Raw genomic sequence first — 19,626 nt, 5'->3', positions numbered from 1 at the left:
CGGCATCCGCCCGCCCCTGCGTGAGTCGCCGGGATCTGTCGCTTCCGCGGGCATCGACGCGACGATTTCCGGCGACTCACGAGAGAGAGGGTCGCCGCGAACGCCGAACGGCGGGTCCGCCTGCGCGCACCCGCCGTTCGAGAGGAGAGGGGTCAGCGACCGCCGCGGAGGACGGCCTGCTTGACCTCGGCGATGGCCTTGGTGACCTCGATGCCACGCGGGCACGCCTCGGTGCAGTTGAAGGTGGTGCGGCAGCGCCACACGCCCTCTTTGTCGTTGAGGATGTCGAGGCGCACGTCGCCCGCGTCGTCGCGCGAGTCGAAGATGAAGCGGTGCGCGTTGACGATCGCAGCGGGGCCGAAGTACTGCCCGTCGGTCCAGAACACGGGGCACGACGAGGTGCACGCGGCGCAAAGGATGCACTTCGTGGTGTCGTCGAAGACCTCGCGGTCGACGATCGACTGCACCCGCTCCTTGCCCGCCTCGGGCTTCGAGTTCGAGATCAGGAAGGGCTGCACCTCGCGGTAGGAGGCGAAGAACGGCTCCATGTCGACGATGAGGTCCTTCTCGAGGGGGAGACCCTTGATCGCCTCGACGTAGATCGGCTGCGAGATGTCGAGATCCTTGATCAGGGTCTTGCAGGCGAGGCGGTTGCGACCGTTGATGCGCATGGCATCCGAACCGCAGATGCCGTGCGCGCACGAGCGGCGGAACGACAGCGAGCCGTCGACCTCCCACTTGATCTTGTGCAGGGCGTCGAGCACGCGGTCGGTGGAGTACAACTCCACGTCGTAGTCGACCCAGCGGGGCTCGTCGTCGACCTCGGGGTCGAAGCGGCGGATGTTGAAGGTGACGAGGAACGACTGGATGCCGGTGTCCTCAGGAGTCTGCTCGACCTCTTCCGAGGTGTCGACCTGCTCGATGACGGTGGATGCCATCTCAGTACTTCCTCTCCAGCGGCGGGTAGCGCAGCTCCCCGGCCTCGTTCTTGGTGAAGACCACGGGCTTCCAGCCGAGTTCGATGTGGTCGGCGGGGTGCGACGAGTGGGGGTCGCCCGACAGGTACGCCATGGTGTGCTGCATGTAGTTCTCGTCGTCGCGCGTCGGGAAGTCGTCGCGCATGTGACCGCCGCGGCTCTCCTCGCGGTTCTGCGCCGAGTAGACGACGACCTCGGCGAGGTCGAGCAGGAAGCCCAGTTCGACGGCCTCGAGCAGGTCGGTGTTGAAGCGCCTGCCCTTGTCGTCGACGTGGATGTTCTTGTAGCGCTCGCGGAGGTCCGCGATCACGTCCATGACGTGCGCGAGGGACTCGTGCGTGCGGAACACCTGCGCGCCCTTGTCCATCTCGTCCTGCAGCGTCTTGCGCAGCACCGCGATGCGCTCGGTGCCGCTGTTGTTGCGCAGGCCCTCGATGAGGCCGCGCACCTCGGCGGCGGGGTCTTCGGGCAGCGGAACGAAGTCGGCGGTCTTGACGTACTCGACGGCGTTGCGACCGGCGCGCTTGCCGAAGACGTTGATGTCGAGCAGCGAGTTGGTGCCCAGGCGGTTCGAGCCGTGCACCGAGACGCACGCGCACTCGCCGGCCGCGTAGAGGCCCGGCACGACCGTGTCGTTGTCGGCGAGCACCTCGGCCTTGATGTTGGTCGGGATGCCGCCCATCGCGTAGTGCGCGGTCGGCATGACCGGGACCGGCTCGACGACCGGGTCGACGCCCAGGTAGGTGCGGGCGAACTCGGTGATGTCGGGGAGCTTGGTCTCCAGCACCTCGGCGCCCAGGTGGGTGCAGTCCAGCAGCACGTAGTCGCGGTGGGGGCCTGCTCCGCGGCCCTCGGCCACCTCCTGGACCATGCAGCGGGCGACGATGTCGCGGGGCGCGAGGTCTTTGATGGTGGGGGCGTAGCGCTCCATGAAGCGCTCACCGCTGGCGTTGCGCAGGATCGCGCCCTCACCGCGGGCACCTTCGGTCAGCAGGATGCCGAGACCGGCGAGACCGGTCGGGTGGAACTGGAAGAACTCCATGTCCTCCAGCGGCAGGCCCTTGCGCCAGACGATGCCGACGCCGTCGCCGGTGAGGGTGTGGGCGTTGGAGGTGGTCTTGAAGATCTTGCCGAAGCCGCCGGTGGCGAAGACCACGGCCTTGGACTGGAACACGTGCAGTTCGCCGGTGGCGAGGTCGTAGGCGACGACGCCGGCGACCTGCGTCTTGCCCGCGGCATCCTTCACCGTGATGAGGTCGAGCACGTAGAACTCGTTGAAGAAGTTGATGCCGAGCTTCACGCAGTTCTGGAACAGCGTCTGCAGGATCATGTGGCCGGTGCGGTCGGCCGCGTAGCATGCGCGGCGCACGGGCGTCTTGCCGTGGTCGGCCGTGTGACCGCCGAAACGGCGCTGGTCGATCTTGCCCTCGGGGGTGCGGTTGAAGGGCAGGCCCATGTTCTCGAGGTCGATGACGGCGTCGATGGCCTCTTTGGCGAGGATCTCCGCGGCATCCTGGTCGACGAGGTAGTCGCCGCCCTTGATGGTGTCGAAGGTGTGCCACTCCCAGGAGTCCTCTTCGACGTTCGCGAGCGCGGCCGCCATGCCGCCCTGCGCCGCACCGGTGTGCGAGCGCGTGGGGTAGAGCTTCGAGATGACGGCGGTCTTCGCGCCGGGGCCGGCCTCGATGGCCGCGCGCATTCCTGCGCCGCCCGCGCCGACGATGACGACGTCGAACTGGTGGTAGTGGACGCCGTCTTTGACGATCGAGTCCGAGCTGGTCTGAGTGCTCACGTGTGCGATACCTCTGCTGTCAGGGGAAAGAAGGGATGCCGTCGGCTCAGGCCGCCTGGCACACGTCCCACAGGGAGCTGCTCTCGGTCACGCCGAGGCAGGGGTCGAAGGTGAAGACGACGAGCGTGCCGAGCAGGATGAGGAACCCGGCCGACACCCACAGCGAGCCCACGAGAATCGTGCGGATGCGGGCGTTCGTGACGTAGTCGTTCACGATCGTGCGCATGCCGTTGGCGCCGTGGATGAGGGCCAGCCAGAGCATCAGCACGTCCCACCACTGCCAGAACGGCGAGGCGAGCTTGCCCGCGACGAACGCGAAGTCGATCTGGTGGATGCCCTCGCCCGTCATGAGGTTGACGAAGAGGTGGCCGAAGATCAGGACGATCAGCAGCACGCCGGAGGCGCGCATGTAGATCCAGCCCCACTTCTCGAGGTTGGTGCCCTTCTTGCGCACGGAGGGCGTGCGGGGCGCGGGGATCGTGGCGGCTTCTTGGGCGACGGACATCAGTGGCTCCCGGTGACGGCGCTGAAGACGTTGATCAGGTGGCGCGGGGTGAACCCGAGCATGGTGACGACCCAGAGACCGAGCACGCCCCACCACAGCTGGCGCTGGTGGCGCGTGGCCCACGGCCAGAAGTCGACCAGGATGATGCGCAGGCCGTTGAACGCGTGGTACGCGATCGCGCCGACCAGGGCCACCTCGCCGAGACCCATGACCGGGTTCTTGTAGGTGCCGATGACGGCGTCGTACGCCTCGGGCGAGACCCGGATGAGCGCCGTGTCGAGGATGTGCACGAGGAGGAAGAAGAAGATCGCCACGCCGGTGATGCGGTGAAGGACCCACGACCACATGCCCTCACGGCCGCGGTAGAGAGTGCCGCGAGGCCTCTTCGAAGTGGTCTCTTTCACCGACGGCGTGGCACGTGCTGGTGCTGACACGGTCGTCCTCCCTGATCGAACACGGTGTGGGACCCACGCGGGTCCGAGCGTCACACGGGCGCCATCGAATACTACGTCCGGCCTATGAACGGCGGGGATTAGGGCCGCCTAAGACTCTCTCGACATCGAGATATCTTCGGATGCCGCCGACGCCGCGTTCCGGTGCCGTCGATCACCCGTCACCGCGCGGAAAAGCGCGCGTGCGCGCGGGCAGTAGGGTCGGAGCCATGGCCGACATCGCTATCGACGACTTCTACGCCGTGATCCCCGCCGGTGGGATCGGCAGCCGCCTGTGGCCGCTGTCGCGCGCCGACGCCCCCAAGTTCCTCCACGACCTCACCGGGTCGGGCCAGACGCTGCTGCGCGACACGTGGGATCGCCTCGCCCCGCTCTCGGGTGCCGACCGCATCGCCGTCGTGACGGGCCGTGCCCACCGCGCGGCCGTCGAACGGGAGCTCCCCGGCGTCCCCGACCACAACGTCTTCCTCGAATCGGAGCCGCGCGACTCCTCCGCGGCGATCGGTCTCGCCGCCGCCATCCTCGTGCGCCGCGAGCCCGACGTCATCATCGGCTCGTTCGCCGCCGACCACGTCATCCGCCAGACCCGTCAGTTCGACTTCGCCGTTCGTCAGGCCGTGGCCGTCGCACGGGCCGGATACATCTGCACCATCGGCATCCAGCCGAGCGAGCCCTCCGTCGGCTTCGGCTACATCAAGCAGTCCGACGAGCTCATCGTCGACGACGCCCCCGAGGCGTACATGGTCGAGCGCTTCGTCGAGAAGCCCGACCTCGACACCGCGAAGGAGTACTTCTCGGACCGCGCGTACCTCTGGAACGCGGGCATGTTCATCACCCGCGCCGACGTGCTGCTCGCCGAGCTCGCCGTCAACGAGCCGGAGCTGCATGCGGGGCTGCTCGAGCTCGCCGAGGCGTGGGACGATCGCGATCGTCGCGGCCCCGCGGTCGACCGCATCTGGCCGGGACTGAAGAAGATCGCCATCGACTACTCCGTCGCCGAGCCGGCCGCCGAGAAGGGGCGCCTGGCGGTCATCCCGGGGCACTTCGATTGGGACGACGTGGGCGACTTCGCGAGCCTGTCGAAACTCAACTCCTCGGGCGGTCGCAACGAGCTGGCGATCCTCGGTGAGGACGCCCGCGTGCTCTCCGACGCCTCCAGCGGCATCGTCGTCTCGCAGACCAAGCGCGTGATCAGCCTCATCGGCGTGCGCGACATCGTCGTGGTCGACACCCCCGACGCGCTCCTGGTGACCACGAGCGAGAACGCGCAGCGCGTGAAGGGCGTCGTCGACGCCCTCAAGCTCACCGGCCGCGGCGACGTCCTCTGACACGGCAGGCCTCGGCTCGGACGCCGCTGACACCGGATGCCGCCCCGCGTGGCATCCAGTGTCTCGCCCGCTGTGGCGTGTGGCGGTCGCGTGACGCGAGATTGCGTCTTTGTAACCATTGATGCGCGCGAGGCTCTCGGGGACGCAAGCCCGCCGACACAGTAGGTAACGTGACGGGATCGTCCCCCGAACCCGTTGGGGGCATCCGTCTTGGAGGACCATTCGTGAAGACCACGAAGAAGGCCGTCGTCAGCGGCCTCGCCATGATCGGCGCCGCGGCGCTGCTCGCCGGTTGCGGCGCCGCACCCGAGAGCAACGGCGCATCCGGTGGTGCCGCCGCCGGCGCCAGCGACTACCTGCCCTGCATGGTGTCCGACTCGGGTGGATTCGACGACAAGTCGTTCAACCAGCTCGGCAAGGAGGGCCTCGACGCCGCCGCTTCCGAGCTCGGCTCGAAGAAGCCCATCGAGGTGCAGTCGCAGTCCGAGACCGACTTCGCCTCGAACCTGCAGAACCTCGTGGACCAGGGCTGCAACACCATCATCACCGTCGGCTTCCTGCTCGCCCCCGCCGCGCTGGAGTCCGCCACGGCGAACCCCGACCTGCAGTACGTCTCGATCGACGACACCGTCGACCAGAACTTCGACGGCACCACCGACGCCCCGAACATCAAGCCGATCATCTTCGACACCGCTCAGGCGGCGTACCTCGCCGGCTACCTGGCCGCGGGCACGTCGAAGACCGGCGTCGTCGGCACCTTCGGCGGCATGAACATCCCGACCGTGACGATCTTCATGGACGGCTTCGCCCAGGGCGTCGAGAAGTACAACACCGACAACAACGCGTCCGTGCGCGTCGTCGGGTGGGACCGCACCGCCAAGGACGGCTCGTTCACCGGTGGCTTCGAGGCCAACGACACCGCGCGCCAGACCGCGCAGGCGATCATCGACCAGAACGTCGACGTGCTGCTGCCCGTCGGTGGCCCGATCTACCAGTCGGCCGCCGTCGCCATCCAGGACTCCGGCCGCGAGATCGCGCTCGTCGGCGTGGACGCCGACGTGTACGAGACCGACCCCGGCATCGGCGACCTGCTGCTGACCTCGATCCTCAAGGGCATCGACGTGGGCACCAAGGACGCGATCGTCGCCGCGGGCGAGGGCTCGTTCGACACTGCCCCGTTCGTCGGCACGCTCGAGAACGACGGCGTGGGCCTGGCCCCGTTCCACGACTGGTCCGACCGTGTCCCGGCCGACCTGTCGTCGAAGGTCGACGCGCTGAAGGCCGACGTCATCAGCGGGAAGATCAAGGTCGAGTCCTACCTGGCCGGCTGAGAGAACTCCACTCTCCAGGGGAGGCCGGCGCGATGCCGGCCTCCCCTCCTCATGGAGCGGGCGCCCTGCGCCCCTCCTCCCCAGACGCCGATCCGCTCACGAGGCGGGTCGGTCTCGTCGGACGCCTCCCTCGTCCGATGCCACAGAACTTAGGATCGGGAACATGAAGCTCGAACTCCGCGGGATCACGAAAACCTTCGGGTCCCTGGTGGCGAACGATCACATCGACCTCACCGTCGAGGCCGGAGAGATCCACTGCCTGCTCGGCGAGAACGGTGCCGGCAAGTCCACCCTGATGAACGTCCTCTACGGCCTCTACCAGGCCGACGGGGGAGAGATCCTGCTCGACGACGCCGTCCAGCATTTCTCCGGTCCCGGCGACGCGATGCGCGCGGGAATCGGCATGGTGCACCAGCACTTCATGCTCATCCCCGTCTTCACGGTGGCTGAGAACGTCATGCTCGGCCACGAGCCCACCAAGGTCGGCGGTCGCCTCGACCTCGCGGCCGCCCGCGCGAAGGTGCGCGAGATCTCCGATCGCTTCGGGTTCGACGTCGACCCCGACGCCCTCGTCGACGACCTGCCCGTCGGCGTGCAGCAGCGCGTCGAGATCATCAAGGCCCTCTCCCGGGATGCCAAGGTGCTCGTCTTCGACGAGCCCACGGCCGTGCTCACCCCGCAGGAGACCGACGAGCTGATGGCGATCATGCGCCAGCTCAAGGCCGCGGGGACCTCGATCGTCTTCATCACCCACAAGCTCCGCGAGGTGCGCGAGGTCGCAGACCGCATCACGGTCATTCGTCTCGGCAAGGTCGTGGGCGAGGCCGACCCGCGCGCCTCGAACGCCGAGCTGGCCTCGCTCATGGTCGGCCGCGCGGTCGAGCTCACCGTGCAGAAGGAGGAGCCGACGCTCGGCGACGTCGGCCTCTCGGTGTCGAACCTCACGGTCGTCGACCCCATCGGACAGCTGGTCGTCAACGACGTGAGCTTCGACGTGCGTCGGGGCGAGGTGCTCGCCATCGCCGGTGTGCAGGGCAACGGTCAGACCGAGCTCACCGAGGCGCTGCTCGGGCTGCAGGAGCGCGTCGAGGGTTCCGTCGTTCTCGACGGGACGGAGCTGAACGGACGGAGCGTGCGCGCGGTCCTCGACGCGGGGGTGGGCTTCGTCCCCGAAGACCGCAAGGAAGACGGTCTGGTGGGGGAGTTCTCCATCGCCGAGAACCTCATGCTCGACCGCGCCGACGGCGCGCCGTTCGTCAAGGGCGGCGCGATCCAGCTGTCCACCCTCGCCGACTTCGCGCGCGAGAAGGTCACCGAGTTCGATGTGCGCACTCCCTCGATCGAGACCCCGGTGGGGCGTCTGTCGGGCGGCAACCAGCAGAAGGTCGTGCTGGCGCGCGAGTTGAGCCGTGACCTGCGCCTGTTCGTCGCGGCCCAGCCGACCCGTGGCGTCGACGTCGGCTCCATCGAATTCATCCACAAGCGCGTCATCGAGACGCGCGACGCCGGAGTCCCCGTCATCGTGGTCTCCACCGAGCTCGACGAGGTGACCGCCCTCGCCGACCGCATCATGGTGATGTACCGCGGTCGCGTCGTGGGCATCGTCCCCGGCGACACCTCGCGCGACGTGCTGGGCCTCATGATGGCCGGCGAAGCGCCCCAGAACGAAGGAGTCGCGGCGTGAGCGATCCGCACAGCCCGCACGACCCGACCGCCGCGCGCGCCGAGCGCGCCGCGGAGGTCGCCGAGGCCGGTCAGGCCGACCTCGCCCTCGAGGGCGAATCCCGCATCGATCCCGCCACGGAGGCACGCGTGGTCGCCCCCGAACCGGCGGACGACGAGAACCGCTGGCGGCGGGCGTTCCGCGAGATCGCCACCGGCAACGCCATCATCTCGGTGCTGGCCGTCATCCTGGCGCTGCTCGTCGGCGCCATCATGATCGCCGCCACCGACGAGAACGTGCAGGCCGCAGCGGGGTACTTCTTCGCGCGACCGGGCGACACCCTCGCCGCCATCTGGCAGTCGGTCTCCGGTGCGTACTCGTCGTTCTTCCAGGGCGCGATCTACAACTTCCGTCGTCCGGAGTTCGCCACCGGCATCCGGCCGTTGACCGAGACGCTCACCTTCGCCACGCCGCTCATCGCGGCCGGTCTCGGTGTCGCCCTGGCCTTCCGCGTCGGCATGTTCAACATCGGTGGTCGCGGCCAGATGCTCGTCGCCGCCGCTGCCGGCGGATGGGTCGCCTTCGCGTTCGACCTGCCGTGGGGCATCCACATGATCGTCGCCCTCGTCGCGGGTGTCGTCGCGGGAGCCGTCTGGGCCGGTATCGCCGGTGTGCTGAAGGCGCGCACCGGGGCGCACGAGGTGATCGTGACGATCATGCTGAACTACGTCGCGTTCTACATCGTGTACTACCTCCTGCGCACCCCCGGGCTGCTGCAGGCACCGGGATCGAACAACCCCACGACCCCTCCGATGAAGGACACCGCGGTGTTCCCCGACCTCTTCGGCTCCGGGTACAACCTGCACTTCGGTTTCGTGCTCTCGCTCGTCGCCGTCGCGGTGGTCTGGTGGATCCTCGAGCGCTCGTCGCTCGGCTTCCGCTTCCGCGCCGTGGGCCTGAATCCGAACGCGGCGCGCGTAGCCGGCATCAACGTGAAGTCGATGTACGTCTACGCGATGCTCATCTCGGGAGCCCTCGTGGGCCTCGCGGGCGTCGACCAGGTGCTCGGCACGGTGACCACCGGCTTCTCGAGCGGCATCGACGCCGGTATCGGCTTCGACGCCATCACCGTGGCCCTGCTCGGTCGTTCCACCCCCGTCGGCGTGCTGGTCGCCGGCATCCTGTTCGGCGCGTTCAAGGCCGGCGGCTTCGCCATGCAGGCGGCCAACGGCGTTCCGGTCGACATCGTCCTGGTCGTGCAGTCGCTCATCGTGCTCTTCATCGCGGCGCCGCCGCTGGTGCGCGCGATCTTCCGTCTGCCGGCCCCCGGGGCGCGCCAGCCCAAGGTGCGCGCCGCCAAGAAGAAGGAGGCGGCCCGGTGAGCACCACCGCCGCACACCCCGAGGCCACGGCTCCGGAGACGCTCGACACCGCTGTCGTCGTCAGCTGGAAGGCGCCCATCGTCTACGGCGTCATCACGGTGCTGGCCGCCGTGCTGTTCATCGTCGCCCGGCAGGACGGCGATGCCGTCTTCCGCATCTCGAGTCCCGGTGAGTTCCTGCAACTGCCCGAGGTCGTCCTCGGCGGCGTCGTCACCGGCATCGTCTGCACGGTGCTGCTCGCCGTGGTCACGCTCGCGAGCGTGATGATGGTGCGGGCACGCCGCCGCCCCCCGATCTGGCTCGCCGTGATCTTCGCCCTCGTCTTCATGGTCGGCTTCCTCACCTGGGCGGCCGCGGGGGCGACCACCTCGGTGATCCCGCTGACCGGTCTGCTGGCCGGTGGACTCAGCCTGTCGGTTCCGCTCATCTTCGGTGCCATGGCGGGTGTGCTCAGCGAGCGCGTCGGCGTCGTGAACATCGCCATCGAGGGTCAGCTGCTCGCGGGGGCGTTCACCTCCGCGATCGTGGCCACCGCGACGGGCAACCCGTTCATCGGGCTGCTCGCGGCCGGGGTCTCCGGCGTGCTCGTGTCGTTCGTGCTGGCTGCCTTCGCGATCAAGTACTTCGTCGACCAGGTCATCGTCGGTGTCGTGCTCAACGTGCTCGTGGTGGGCCTGACGAGCTTCCTTTTCTCGCAGGTCCTCGCGCCCAACGCCGCGACGCTGAACTCGCCGCCCCGCTTCCCGCGTCTGCCCATCCCCTTCCTGGCCGACATCCCGATCATCGGACCGATGCTGTTCAACCAGACCGTCATCGTCTACCTGATGTACGTCACGGTCGCCTTGGTCTACCTCGGGCTGTTCCACACGCGCTGGGGCCTGCGCCTGCGCGCGGTGGGAGAGCACCCCCAGGCCGCCGACACCGTCGGCATCAACATCGCCAAGACGCGCTTCTGGAACGTCTCGCTGGGTGGGGCCATCGCGGGCCTCGGCGGCGCGTTCTTCACGCTCGGCTCGGTCGGCGCCTTCAACAAGGAGATGACGGCGGGTGCCGGTTACATCGCGCTCGCCGCGGTCATCTTCGGCCAGTGGGACCCGATCCGGGCGACGCTCGCGGCTCTGCTGTTCGGCTTCGCATCGAACCTGCAGAACACCCTCGGCGTGATCGGATCGCCCGTGCCCAGCGAGTTCATGCTCATGCTGCCGTACGTCGTGACGATCTTCGCCGTCGCCGGTCTCGTCGGTAAGGTCCGCGGACCCGCGGCCGCCGGCAAACCGTACATCAAGGGCTGACCCAGCCCGCTTCCCCCTTCACGAGAGGACCCCCCGCACCACGATGACCGACATCGATTGGGATGAACTCCGCGCCGCGGCGACGGATGCCATGCACCGCGCGTACGCGCCCTACTCCCGCTTCAAGGTGGGCGCCGCAGCGCTCGTCGCCGACGGGCGCATCGTCTCGGGCTGCAACGTCGAGAACGCCTCGTACGGCGTGACGCTGTGCGCCGAGTGCGGCCTGGTCTCCGAGCTGCACATGTCGGGCGGCGGTCAGCTGGTGGCCTTCGTCTGCGTCGACGGCGAGGGACGCACCCTCATGCCGTGCGGTCGCTGCCGTCAGCTGCTCTTCGAGCACGCGATCCCCGGGATGCTGCTCGAAACGGTCAGCGGCATCCGGACGATCGACGAGGTGCTGCCCGACGCGTTCGGGCCCCGCGACCTCGAGGAGGCGGCGCGATGAGCGGTCAGGGATCGGTGGAGTCGTACGACGCCGTCGACATCATCCGCGCTCAGCGCGACGGACGCGCGATCACCGAGGGCGAGATCCGCTGGCTCGTCGACGCCTACACGCGCGGCTACGTCATGGACGCGCAGATGTCGGCGTTCACGATGGCAGTGCTGCTGAACGGCCTCGGTCGCGACCAGATCCGCGTGCTCACCGACGCCATGATCGCGTCGGGCGAGCGCATGGACTTCTCCTCCCTCGGCAAGGTGACCGTCGACAAGCACTCGACGGGAGGCGTGGGCGACAAGATCACCCTGCCGCTCGCGCCGCTGGTGGCCGCCTTCGGCGTCGCCGTGCCGCAGCTCTCGGGTCGGGGGCTCGGCCACACCGGTGGCACTCTCGACAAGCTCGAGTCGATCCCCGGCTGGCGTGCGGCGCTGTCGAACGACGAGATCATGGCCCAATTGCGTGACGTGGGCGCGGTCATCTGCGCCGCGGGCACGGGGCTCGCCCCCGCCGACAAGAAGCTCTACGCGCTTCGCGACGTCACCGGCACAGTGGAGGCCATCCCGCTCATCGCCTCCAGCATCATGTCGAAGAAGATCGCCGAGGGCACCGACTCGCTCGTGCTCGACGTGAAGTTCGGCTCGGGTGCCTTCATGCAGGACATCGACCGCGCGCGCGAGCTCGCCGAGACGATGGTCGCGCTCGGCACCGACTCGGGTGTGAACACCACCGCGCTGCTCACCGACATGAACACCCCGCTGGGCCTCGCCATCGGCAACGCCAACGAGGTGCGCGAGTCGGTCGAGGTGCTGGCGGGAGGCGGACCCGCCGACGTGGTCGAGCTGACCGTGGCCCTCGCCCGCGAGATGCTCACGCTGGCGGGCCGGCCCGATGCCGACGTCGAGGCGGCGCTTCGCGACGGTCGCGCGATGGACGTGTGGAAGCGCATGATCCGCGCCCAGGACGGCGACCCCGATGCCGCCCTCCCCACTCCGCGCGAGACGCACACGGTCGTCGCCGATCGCTCCGGTGTCGTCACGCGCGTCGACGCCCTGCCCTTCGGCATCGGGGCCTGGCGTCTGGGCGCGGGTCGCGCGCGGGCGGAGGATGCCGTCGTGCACGCGGCGGGTATCGACCTGCACGTGACGGTGGGCCAGTCCATCGCCGCCGGCCAGCCGCTGTTCACCCTGTCGGCCGACGATGAGACGCGCTTCGCGCGCGCCCTCGACGCGGTCGACGGTGCGTGGGAGATCGGCGACACCGCCCCGGCGGGGACGTCGATCGTGCGCGAACGCATCACCGCGTGATGGCATCCAGCAAGAGGAGCACCCCCATGGGCACAGCCACCGAGGACTTCCGCGTCGACGGCGTGAAGGTGAAGAACCTCCCGAAGGTGTCGCTGCACGATCATCTCGACGGGGGACTGCGTCCGCAGACCGTGCTCGAGCTCGCGGACGAGATCGACCTCGACCTCCCCGCCGACGATGCCAAGGGCTTGAAGGCCTGGTTCAGCGACCACATCGACGGCGGCTCGCTCGAGGACTACCTCGAGAAGTTCGACGTCACCGTGGGCGTCATGCAGACGCGCGAGGGTCTCGTGCGCGTCGCGAAGGAGTTCGTCGAAGACCTCGCCGCCGACGGCGTCGTGTACGGCGAGGTGCGCTGGGCGCCCGAGCAGCACCTCACCCGCGGTCTCAGCCTCGACGACGTCGTGGACGCCGTGCAGGAGGGCATCGAGGAGGGAGAGGATGCCGCGGACGCCCGCGGACACGACATCCGCGTCGGCCAGCTCCTCACCGCGATGCGCCACGCCGACAACTCGCGCGAGATCGCCGAGCTCGCCGTCGCGTGGCGCGGGCGGGGCGTGGTCGGGTTCGATCTCGCGGGGGCGGAGGACGGGTTCCTCCCCAGCCGCCACCGTGCCGCGTTCGACTACCTCGCCGAGCAGTTCTTCCCGACCACGGTGCACGCGGGGGAGGGCGCCGGTCTGGCATCCATCCGCTCCGCACTGATCGACGGGCGCGCCCTCCGCCTCGGCCACGGTGTGCGCATCGCCAACGACCTCGACGTCGTGTCCCGCGAGGGAGAAGACGTGCAGGTCACGTTCGGCGACCTGGCGCGCTGGGTGCGCGACCGCGAGATCACGCTCGAGCTGTCGCCGACGTCGAACCTGCAGTCGGGCGCCGTCACAGCCTGGGGCGACACCATGGACGCCCACCCCTTCGACCTGCTGTACCAGCTCGACTTCTCGGTCACGGTGAACGTCGACAACCGCCTGATGAGTGCGACGACGCTCACGCGCGAGCTGGGGCTGCTGGCGGAGGCGTTCGAGTACGGCCTCGACGATCTCGAGGCCTTCCAGCTCAACGCCGCTGCCGGGGCGTTCCTCCCGGTGGAGGAGCGCGAAGAGCTCATCGAGATCATCTCGGACGGCTTCCAGCGCTGAGTCGCGGCTTCGAGTGGCGCGTACCCGCGGGTGCGCGCCACGTCGTCGCGCGATGCCCTCGCCCCTGTCGAGTGGCCAGGACACGCCGTGCCGGGCAGCGGAACGCGGCGTGTCCTGGACACTCGATGAAGGGGGACCCCGGCGTCTCGCTCGCGTCAGCGCGTGCGAGTGTCCGGGACACGCCGCGCCTCGCGCCGGGATGCGGGGTGTCCTGGACACTCGACGAAGGGGATGCCGGGGGGAGGGCGAGAGCGTGCAAGGCGCCGCGCCGCGCCGGGGCGGACGGGGGCCGGGGACTACGCCAGCGGGGTCGCGAGCGTGTAGCGGGTGCTCGGGCGACCGGCGGTGGAGTAGTCGAGGCTGCGGACGCACTCGCCGTCGTCGGCGAGGTGCTCCAGATACCGCCGACAGCTCACCCGCGACAGGCCGAGGTGGTCGGCGACTTCGGCCGCGCTCGCCGAGCGGAGGTCGTCGAGCGCGGTGCGCACGAGGTCGAGCGTCGGACGCGAGAGCCCTTTCGGCAGCGGGCGTCGCGTCACGGGTCGCAGGACCGCGTCCACGCCCCGCTGGTTGAGCGATCCCTCCATGGCAGCGGACGACCTGCGCTCCGCCAGGACATCGTCGATGCGCGCGTGCAGCTCGCTCGCGGTGAACGGTTTGACGAGGTAGTGCTGCACCCCCATCAGCCGTGCCGTGCGCACGGTGTCGACGTCGCGCGCGGCGGTGACGGCGATCACCTCGGGCTGCACGATCCCGGCATCCGCTCGCACGGCGCGCAGGGCGTCCAGCCCCGAGAAGCCCGGCAGGTGCACGTCGAGGAGCACCAGGTCGGGACGGAGATCGGTGACGGCCGCCACGGCATCCGGACCGCTGCCCGCCGTGCCCACGACCTCGCATGCGGCGTGACCGGCGACGAAGAGGCCGTGCAGCGACGCGACCGCGGGCTGATCGTCGACGACGAGGACGCGCAGGACCATCATGAGACCCTTTCCGGCTCGGGCAGGACGACCTCGAACCGCGCACCGCCGAGCGGGGAGCGCGACACGCGGGCCTCGCCGCCGCGGCGACGCGCGACGCGCCGCACCAGGGCCAGGCCGATCCCGCGAGCGCGATGACGGGCGTCCTTCGTGCTGATGCCCTCGTCGAACACGCGGTCGTGGAGGGAGTCGGGCACCCCCGCGCCGCTGTCGTCGACGACGATGCGCACGGCGGGCGCCGTGGCATCCACCGTCACGCGGAGGCGGTCGCCGGGGCGGCAGGCTTCCAGCGCGTTGTCGACGAGGTTGCCCACCACGGTGACGATGTCGCCGACGGCCTCGGCCGGCGGGGTGCCGTCGGCGATGATCTCGAGCGCGACATCGAGCTCACGCGATCGCGCGAGCTTCACCGACAACAGCGCGGTCAGTTCGCTGCCCAGACCGGCGGCATCCGGACCGAGGTCCAGCGACCCGCCCGGGCGCACGCGCGCGATGAACTCCCGGGCGTCGTCGTAGGCTCCGAGTTCGAGCAGGCCTGAGACCACGTGCAGCGAGTTGGCGAACTCGTGCGCCTGGGCGCGCAGCCCCTCGGTGAGCGATTGCTGGCCGTCCATCTGCCGGAGCGCCTCGTGCAGCTCGCTGTGGTCGCGGAGCAGGAGCGTCGCGCCGACCAGGCGCCCGCGGTCGTCGCGCAATCCCGTCGAGCGGGCGATCACGGGGCGTTCGCCGGCGAGCACGAGGCGTCCCTCGGGCTCGCCGTCCTCCATCACCTGCAGGAGCGGCCCGTCGAGCGTCTCGTCGGCGCGGCGGCCCCGCAGAGCACCGCGGTCGATGATGCGCTCGGCGGCGTCGTTCGCACTCGTGACGATGCCGCGGTGATCGACGCGGATGACGCCCTCGCTCAGACGGTGCAGCATCGTCTCGCGCTCGCCGACCATCTCGGCGATCTCGTCGGGTTCGAGCCCGAAGATCCGGCGGCGGATGAGGGCCGCGACCCAGGCCGCGCCGAAGACCCCCGCCACCGCTGCTCCGCCGAACGCCAGCAGCAGTCCCGGCAGGCGCGACTGCAGGTCGGCCGCGAGCTCGGACTCCAGCACGCCCACCGACACCGACCCGATGATCTCGGCCCCCGCGTCGTCCTCACCGGTGTCGCCGTCGGCGTAGACCGGCACCTTCACCCGGTACGACTCGCCGAGCGTGCCCGTCTCGGTGCCCGACCACACCTGCCCCGAGAGCGGGATCGAGGGGTCTGTCGACACGCTCTCTCCGATGCGGTCGGGGTGAGGGTGCGAGAAGCGGATGCCGTCGACATCGGTGACGACGACGTAGGTCAGCGACGACGCCTCCCGGATCACCTCCGCGACCGGTTGGATCGCGGCCGAGGGGTCGGGGTCGTCGAACGCCTCGACGATGACGGGCAGACGGGCGATCGACAGGGCCACGCCGACCATGCGCTCGCGGTACGAGTCCCGGATCGCGCTCTCCTGGATCCAGACGGCGACGAGGCCGGCACCGAGGGTCACGACGCACACGATCAGCGCCTGCAGCAGCAACAGCTGCAGTCTCAGCGACAGTGCTCGGACCACGCTCCATTGTCTCCCGGGCGTCGACCGCCGCCCACACCCGCCCGCGACCAATAGTTGCCGAACTCGTCGTTACTTGCGCAAGCGAGACGGCATCCGTGCGCTCTGCCTACCGTGAGCGATCAGCGGGGAGGCGACGGCGCCTCACCCGAACTCGAAGAGGAGTATCGCGCATGCGTCGCACCACCATCGCCCTCGTCCCCCTGGCTGCGCTGTCGCTCGCGGCCCTCACCGGCTGCAACCCGCAGGGCGCGGGTGCCGGCGGGGCGGCCGCCTCGCAGGATGCCGCCTCCATCGACTCCGTCAACATCGTCGTCCCCGCCGATCCGGGCGGCGGCTGGGACCAGACCGGCCGCGCCGTCTCCGACGTGCTCACCGGCGACAAGCTCGTCGGGACCGCGGCCGTGAGCAACGTCGGCGGCGCCGGCGGCACGGTCGGCCTCGCCTCGCTCGCGACCGAGCGCGACCCGTACACGCTCATGGTGACGGGCCTGGTGATGGTCGGCGCGGTCGAGACCAACGCCGCGGAGAACCGCATCGAGGACACCACCCCCATCGCGCGCCTGACCGAGGAGCCGCTGGTCGTGGTCGTACCCGCGGCCAGCCAGTACCAAACGCTGAAGGACCTCGTCGACGCCGTCGTCGCCGACGGGCAGGGCGTCACCATCACGGGCGGCTCGGCCGGCGGCGCGGACCACATCCTCGCGGGGCTGCTCCTCGAGGAAGCCGGCCTGACCGGGGCGGACATCACCTCGAAGCTCAACTACGTGCCGAACGCCGGCGGCGGCGAGGCCGTGTCGCTGCTGCTCGGCAACAACGCCGCGGCGGGCATCTCGGGCGTAGGGGAGTTCGCCGAATACGTGAAGTCGGGCGACCTGCGCGCCCTCGCCGTCTCGAGCGAGGAGGCGGCGGCGCTGCTGCCCGACGTGCCCACCATGACCTCCGAGGGCTACGACGTCGTCTACACGAACTGGCGCGGCCTGCTCGCCCCGGGAGGGATCAGCGAGGCGGATGCCGAGGGCCTCACGAAGCTCGTCACCGACATGCACGCGTCCGACGCGTGGAAGAGCGTGCTCGAGGAGCGCGGCTGGACCGACGCCTTCCTGACCGGCGACGAGTTCACCTCCTTCGTCGAGGAGAACGTCGTCGACGTCTCCGGAACCCTGAAGAACATCGGGCTCGTGTCGTGACGACCACCGACGCACCGGGGGCGGGGCCGACCAGCCGCCCCCGGTGGGGCGCCGAGCGCATCGGCAACGTCGCCTTCGCCGGCGTCGTGGTCGGGCTGGGCGTGTTCGCCCTCGTCGGCGCGTTCGCCATCCGCGTCCCCGCCGGTCAGGCGATCGGCCCCCAGGTGTTCCCCTTCGCCGTCGCCGCCATTCTGCTCGGCTCCGGAATCACGCTGGTCATCGCCGCTCTGCGGGGCCGGGTGGCTCCGCGCGAAGAGGGTGAGGACATCGATCCGGATGCCAAGACCGACTGGTGGACGATCCTGAAGCTCGTCGCGCTGATGGTCGCCGTTCTGCTGCTGCTCGAACTGCTCGGCTGGTGGATGGTCGCCGCTCTGCTGTTCGGCGGCGTGGCCTGGACCCTCGGCGCCAAGCGTCCGTGGGTCGCCTTCCTCGCCGGTCTCGTCATCGGCATCGGAACCCAGCTCCTCTTCGGCGAGGGCCTGGGCCTCTTCCTTCCCCGCGGGGCCGCCTTCGACTGGTGGTACGGCCCCGGACCCCTGTTCGGCTAGGAGACCGTCGACATGGATGCTGTCAACTCCCTCATGGAGGGCTTCGCCACCGCGCTGCAGCCGGAGTACCTGCTGTTCGCGCTGCTCGGCGTCGTCATCGGAACCGCCGTCGGCGTGCTCCCGGGCATCGGCCCGGCCATGACCGTCGCCCTCCTGCTGCCCCTGACCTACTCGCTGTCCCCGACGGCGGCCATCATCACCTTCGCGGGGATCTACTACGGCGGGATGTACGGTGGCTCGACCACCAGCATCCTGCTGAACACGCCGGGTGAATCGGCATCCGTCATCACCGCCATCGAGGGCAACAAGATGGCCAAGCTCGGTCGCGGCGCGGCGGCGCTGGCCACCGCGGCGATCGGCTCCTTCGTGGCCGGCACGATCGCCACGGCGCTGCTGACCCTCTTCGCTCCGCTGCTCGCGCGCTTCGCGGTGAACCTGTCTCCCGCCGACTTCGTCGCGCTCATCGTCGTGGCCTTCGTCACCGTGGGTGCGCTGCTCGGGTCGTCGCCGGCGCGCGGTCTCGCCTCGCTCGGCATCGGCCTGCTCGTCGGACTCATCGGCACCGAGGCGACCACCGGTCAGGCGCGGTACACGATGGGTGTGCTCGCGCTGTCGGACGGCGTGAGCGTCGTGCTCGTGGCCGTCGGCCTGTTCGCGGTGGGGGAGACCCTGTACGTCGCCGCGCGCCTGCGCCACGGGCCCATCCCCGTCATCCCCGTCACCCGCGGCTGGCGCAACTGGATGACGAAGGAGGACTGGCGCCGCTCGTGGAAGCCGTGGCTGCGGGGCACCTTCATCGGCTTCCCGATCGGGACGATCCCCGCCGGCGGTGCGGACGTCGCGACCTTCCTGTCGTACGCGAGCGAGAAGAAGCTGTCGAAGAACCGCGAGCAGTTCGGTCGCGGGGCGATCGAGGGTGTCGCAGGCCCCGAGGCGGCCAACAACGCCGCCGCGGCCGGCGTGCTCGTGCCGCTGCTGACGCTGGGCCTTCCGACGACGGCCACCGCGGCCATCATCATCACGGCGTTCCAGTCCTACGGCATCCAGCCGGGGCCCCAGCTCTTCCAGAACCAGGGCGACCTGGTGTGGGCCCTGATCGCGAGTCTGTACATCGGCAACGTGCTGCTCATCGTGCTGAACCTGCCGCTCGCGGGGATCTGGGTGAAGGTGCTGCAGATCCCGCGTCCGTACCTGTACGCCGGCATCCTGACCTTCGCCGTGCTCGGCGCCTACGCCGTGAGCTTCTCGACGCTCGACATCGTCATCCTGCTGGTGGTGGGGGCGCTGGGGTACTTCATGCGGCGCTTCGGCTTCCCGATCGCACCGCTCATCGTGGGGCTCATCCTGGGGCCGATGGGGGAGCAGCAGCTGCGCAAGGCGCTGCAGTTGAGCCAGGGCAACGTCGCCGACCTCGTGCTGCACCCCTTCGCCGCATCGGCCTACGTGCTGCTGGCGGTGTTCCTCGTGGTGGGGCTGTGGCTCAAGCGTCGCCAGAGCCGCTACGAGCGGGCGCTGGAGGCCTCGCTCGCCGCGACCGAGGGGCACCCGCAGGCCGGTGTCGACCGCCTGTGGGAGCCGGGGGAGCGCCCCACCGACGTGCGCACCGACACGATCCGCGCCGAGCTCGCGGCCGAGCAGGCCCGCGCCGCACGGGGTGAGCCTCCGCGGGACTGACCCCTTCTTGTCGAGTGTCCGAGACACGCCGGTGCCCGGCCCCGGGA

17 protein-coding genes are annotated in these 19,626 nt (G+C 69.7%); 11 read left to right on the top strand and 6 right to left on the bottom strand.

The features are described from left to right. Window positions 1–152: 152 nt before the first annotated feature. Genes RWH45_RS02720 through sdhC form a run of 4 tightly spaced genes read right to left on the bottom strand, consistent with a single transcriptional unit; the run spans window position 153 to window position 3,708 of the window. A complete protein-coding gene (locus tag RWH45_RS02720; protein ID WP_116536175.1) occupies window positions 153–938 on the bottom strand; it encodes a succinate dehydrogenase iron-sulfur subunit in 786 nt (261 codons plus the stop codon). A 1-nt stretch (window position 939) separates the two neighbouring features. Beyond that, the gene (gene sdhA / locus RWH45_RS02715; RefSeq protein WP_315993380.1) at window positions 940–2,769 is read right to left on the bottom strand and encodes a succinate dehydrogenase flavoprotein subunit; all 1,830 of its coding nucleotides are present in this window, start codon (window positions 2,767–2,769) and stop codon (window positions 940–942) included. 46 nt (window positions 2,770–2,815) lie between these two features. Continuing rightward, the gene (locus RWH45_RS02710) at window positions 2,816–3,274 is read right to left on the bottom strand and encodes a succinate dehydrogenase hydrophobic membrane anchor subunit (protein ID WP_315993379.1); all 459 of its coding nucleotides are present in this window, start codon (window positions 3,272–3,274) and stop codon (window positions 2,816–2,818) included. Then, window positions 3,274–3,708 carry a succinate dehydrogenase, cytochrome b556 subunit gene (gene sdhC / locus RWH45_RS02705; RefSeq protein WP_074615813.1) on the bottom strand — a complete coding sequence of 145 codons (435 nt, stop codon included), beginning with the start codon at window positions 3,706–3,708 and terminating at the stop codon, window positions 3,274–3,276. Before sdhC ends, RWH45_RS02710 begins: the two co-directional genes overlap by 1 nt. A gap of 227 nt (window positions 3,709–3,935) precedes the next feature. Here sdhC and RWH45_RS02700 point away from each other — a divergent pair, with 227 nt between their 5' ends. The 8 genes from RWH45_RS02700 to RWH45_RS02665 all read left to right on the top strand — a co-directional run bounded on the left by RWH45_RS02700 (window position 3,936) and on the right by RWH45_RS02665 (window position 13,604). Then, the gene (locus tag RWH45_RS02700; protein WP_076674157.1) at window positions 3,936–5,054 is read left to right on the top strand and encodes a mannose-1-phosphate guanylyltransferase; all 1,119 of its coding nucleotides are present in this window, start codon (window positions 3,936–3,938) and stop codon (window positions 5,052–5,054) included. A 224-nt stretch (window positions 5,055–5,278) separates the two neighbouring features. Further along, window positions 5,279–6,385, top strand: a complete 1,107-nt coding sequence (locus tag RWH45_RS02695; protein WP_315993378.1) for a BMP family lipoprotein — start codon at window positions 5,279–5,281, stop codon at window positions 6,383–6,385. Window positions 6,386–6,548: 163 nt separating this feature from the next. After that, window positions 6,549–8,069 carry an ABC transporter ATP-binding protein gene (locus RWH45_RS02690; RefSeq protein ID WP_315993377.1) on the top strand — a complete coding sequence of 507 codons (1,521 nt, stop codon included), beginning with the start codon at window positions 6,549–6,551 and terminating at the stop codon, window positions 8,067–8,069. Further along, the gene (locus tag RWH45_RS02685) at window positions 8,066–9,430 is read left to right on the top strand and encodes an ABC transporter permease (RefSeq protein WP_315993376.1); all 1,365 of its coding nucleotides are present in this window, start codon (window positions 8,066–8,068) and stop codon (window positions 9,428–9,430) included. The genes RWH45_RS02690 and RWH45_RS02685 overlap by 4 nt, the downstream gene beginning before the upstream one ends. Next, the gene (locus tag RWH45_RS02680; protein ID WP_315993375.1) at window positions 9,427–10,722 is read left to right on the top strand and encodes an ABC transporter permease; all 1,296 of its coding nucleotides are present in this window, start codon (window positions 9,427–9,429) and stop codon (window positions 10,720–10,722) included. Before RWH45_RS02685 ends, RWH45_RS02680 begins: the two co-directional genes overlap by 4 nt. Window positions 10,723–10,765: 43 nt before the next feature. Next, window positions 10,766–11,167 (top strand): cytidine deaminase, encoded by a 402-nt coding sequence (locus RWH45_RS02675; RefSeq protein WP_298874382.1) that lies wholly within the window; start codon window positions 10,766–10,768, stop codon window positions 11,165–11,167. Then, a complete protein-coding gene (locus tag RWH45_RS02670; RefSeq protein WP_315993374.1) occupies window positions 11,164–12,465 on the top strand; it encodes a thymidine phosphorylase in 1,302 nt (433 codons plus the stop codon). Before RWH45_RS02675 ends, RWH45_RS02670 begins: the two co-directional genes overlap by 4 nt. Before the next feature lie 26 nt (window positions 12,466–12,491). Beyond that, a complete protein-coding gene (locus RWH45_RS02665) occupies window positions 12,492–13,604 on the top strand; it encodes an adenosine deaminase (protein ID WP_315993373.1) in 1,113 nt (370 codons plus the stop codon). 296 nt (window positions 13,605–13,900) lie between these two features. Here RWH45_RS02665 and RWH45_RS02660 read toward each other — a convergent pair whose 3' ends face one another. Next, window positions 13,901–14,581: a response regulator gene (locus tag RWH45_RS02660; RefSeq protein WP_315993372.1), complete on the bottom strand. Its 681-nt coding sequence runs from the start codon at window positions 14,579–14,581 to the stop codon at window positions 13,901–13,903. Continuing rightward, window positions 14,581–16,167, bottom strand: coding sequence for an ATP-binding protein (locus tag RWH45_RS02655; RefSeq protein WP_315993371.1), 1,587 nt, complete (start codon window positions 16,165–16,167; stop codon window positions 14,581–14,583). Before RWH45_RS02655 ends, RWH45_RS02660 begins: the two co-directional genes overlap by 1 nt. A 170-nt stretch (window positions 16,168–16,337) precedes the next feature. Here RWH45_RS02655 and RWH45_RS02650 point away from each other — a divergent pair, with 170 nt between their 5' ends. The 3 genes from RWH45_RS02650 to RWH45_RS02640 are packed head-to-tail and all read left to right on the top strand — an operon-like array spanning window position 16,338 to window position 19,579. Further along, a complete protein-coding gene (locus RWH45_RS02650) occupies window positions 16,338–17,354 on the top strand; it encodes a Bug family tripartite tricarboxylate transporter substrate binding protein (protein WP_315993370.1) in 1,017 nt (338 codons plus the stop codon). Next, window positions 17,351–17,905, top strand: coding sequence for a tripartite tricarboxylate transporter TctB family protein (locus RWH45_RS02645; RefSeq protein ID WP_315993369.1), 555 nt, complete (start codon window positions 17,351–17,353; stop codon window positions 17,903–17,905). The genes RWH45_RS02650 and RWH45_RS02645 overlap by 4 nt, the downstream gene beginning before the upstream one ends. A 12-nt stretch (window positions 17,906–17,917) precedes the next feature. Then, the gene (locus RWH45_RS02640; protein WP_315993368.1) at window positions 17,918–19,579 is read left to right on the top strand and encodes a tripartite tricarboxylate transporter permease; all 1,662 of its coding nucleotides are present in this window, start codon (window positions 17,918–17,920) and stop codon (window positions 19,577–19,579) included. Window positions 19,580–19,626 lie beyond the last annotated feature (47 nt).

Source organism: Microbacterium galbum (genome assembly GCF_032464915.1).
In the GTDB taxonomy this organism is placed as follows: domain Bacteria; phylum Actinomycetota; class Actinomycetes; order Actinomycetales; family Microbacteriaceae; genus Microbacterium; species Microbacterium galbum.
The sequence above is the reverse complement of the archived record's forward strand: the minus strand, read 5'-3'. Positions and strand labels throughout refer to the sequence as shown.

Bases quoted from the DNA above. Each gene is read 5' to 3' on its own strand.
- RWH45_RS02700 (WP_076674157.1), top strand. From the start codon at position 3,936: ATGGCCGACATCGCTATCGACGACTTCTACGCCGTGATCCCCGCCGGT.
- RWH45_RS02640 (WP_315993368.1), top strand. From the start codon at position 17,918: ATGGATGCTGTCAACTCCCTCATGGAGGGCTTCGCCACCGCGCTGCAG.
- RWH45_RS02650 (WP_315993370.1), top strand. From the start codon at position 16,338: ATGCGTCGCACCACCATCGCCCTCGTCCCCCTGGCTGCGCTGTCGCTC.
- RWH45_RS02690 (WP_315993377.1), top strand. From the start codon at position 6,549: ATGAAGCTCGAACTCCGCGGGATCACGAAAACCTTCGGGTCCCTGGTG.
- RWH45_RS02670 (WP_315993374.1), top strand. From the start codon at position 11,164: ATGAGCGGTCAGGGATCGGTGGAGTCGTACGACGCCGTCGACATCATC.
- RWH45_RS02665 (WP_315993373.1), top strand. From the start codon at position 12,492: ATGGGCACAGCCACCGAGGACTTCCGCGTCGACGGCGTGAAGGTGAAG.
- RWH45_RS02720 (WP_116536175.1), bottom strand. From the start codon at position 938: ATGGCATCCACCGTCATCGAGCAGGTCGACACCTCGGAAGAGGTCGAG.
- RWH45_RS02675 (WP_298874382.1), top strand. From the start codon at position 10,766: ATGACCGACATCGATTGGGATGAACTCCGCGCCGCGGCGACGGATGCC.
- RWH45_RS02660 (WP_315993372.1), bottom strand. From the start codon at position 14,581: ATGGTCCTGCGCGTCCTCGTCGTCGACGATCAGCCCGCGGTCGCGTCG.
- RWH45_RS02710 (WP_315993379.1), bottom strand. From the start codon at position 3,274: ATGTCCGTCGCCCAAGAAGCCGCCACGATCCCCGCGCCCCGCACGCCC.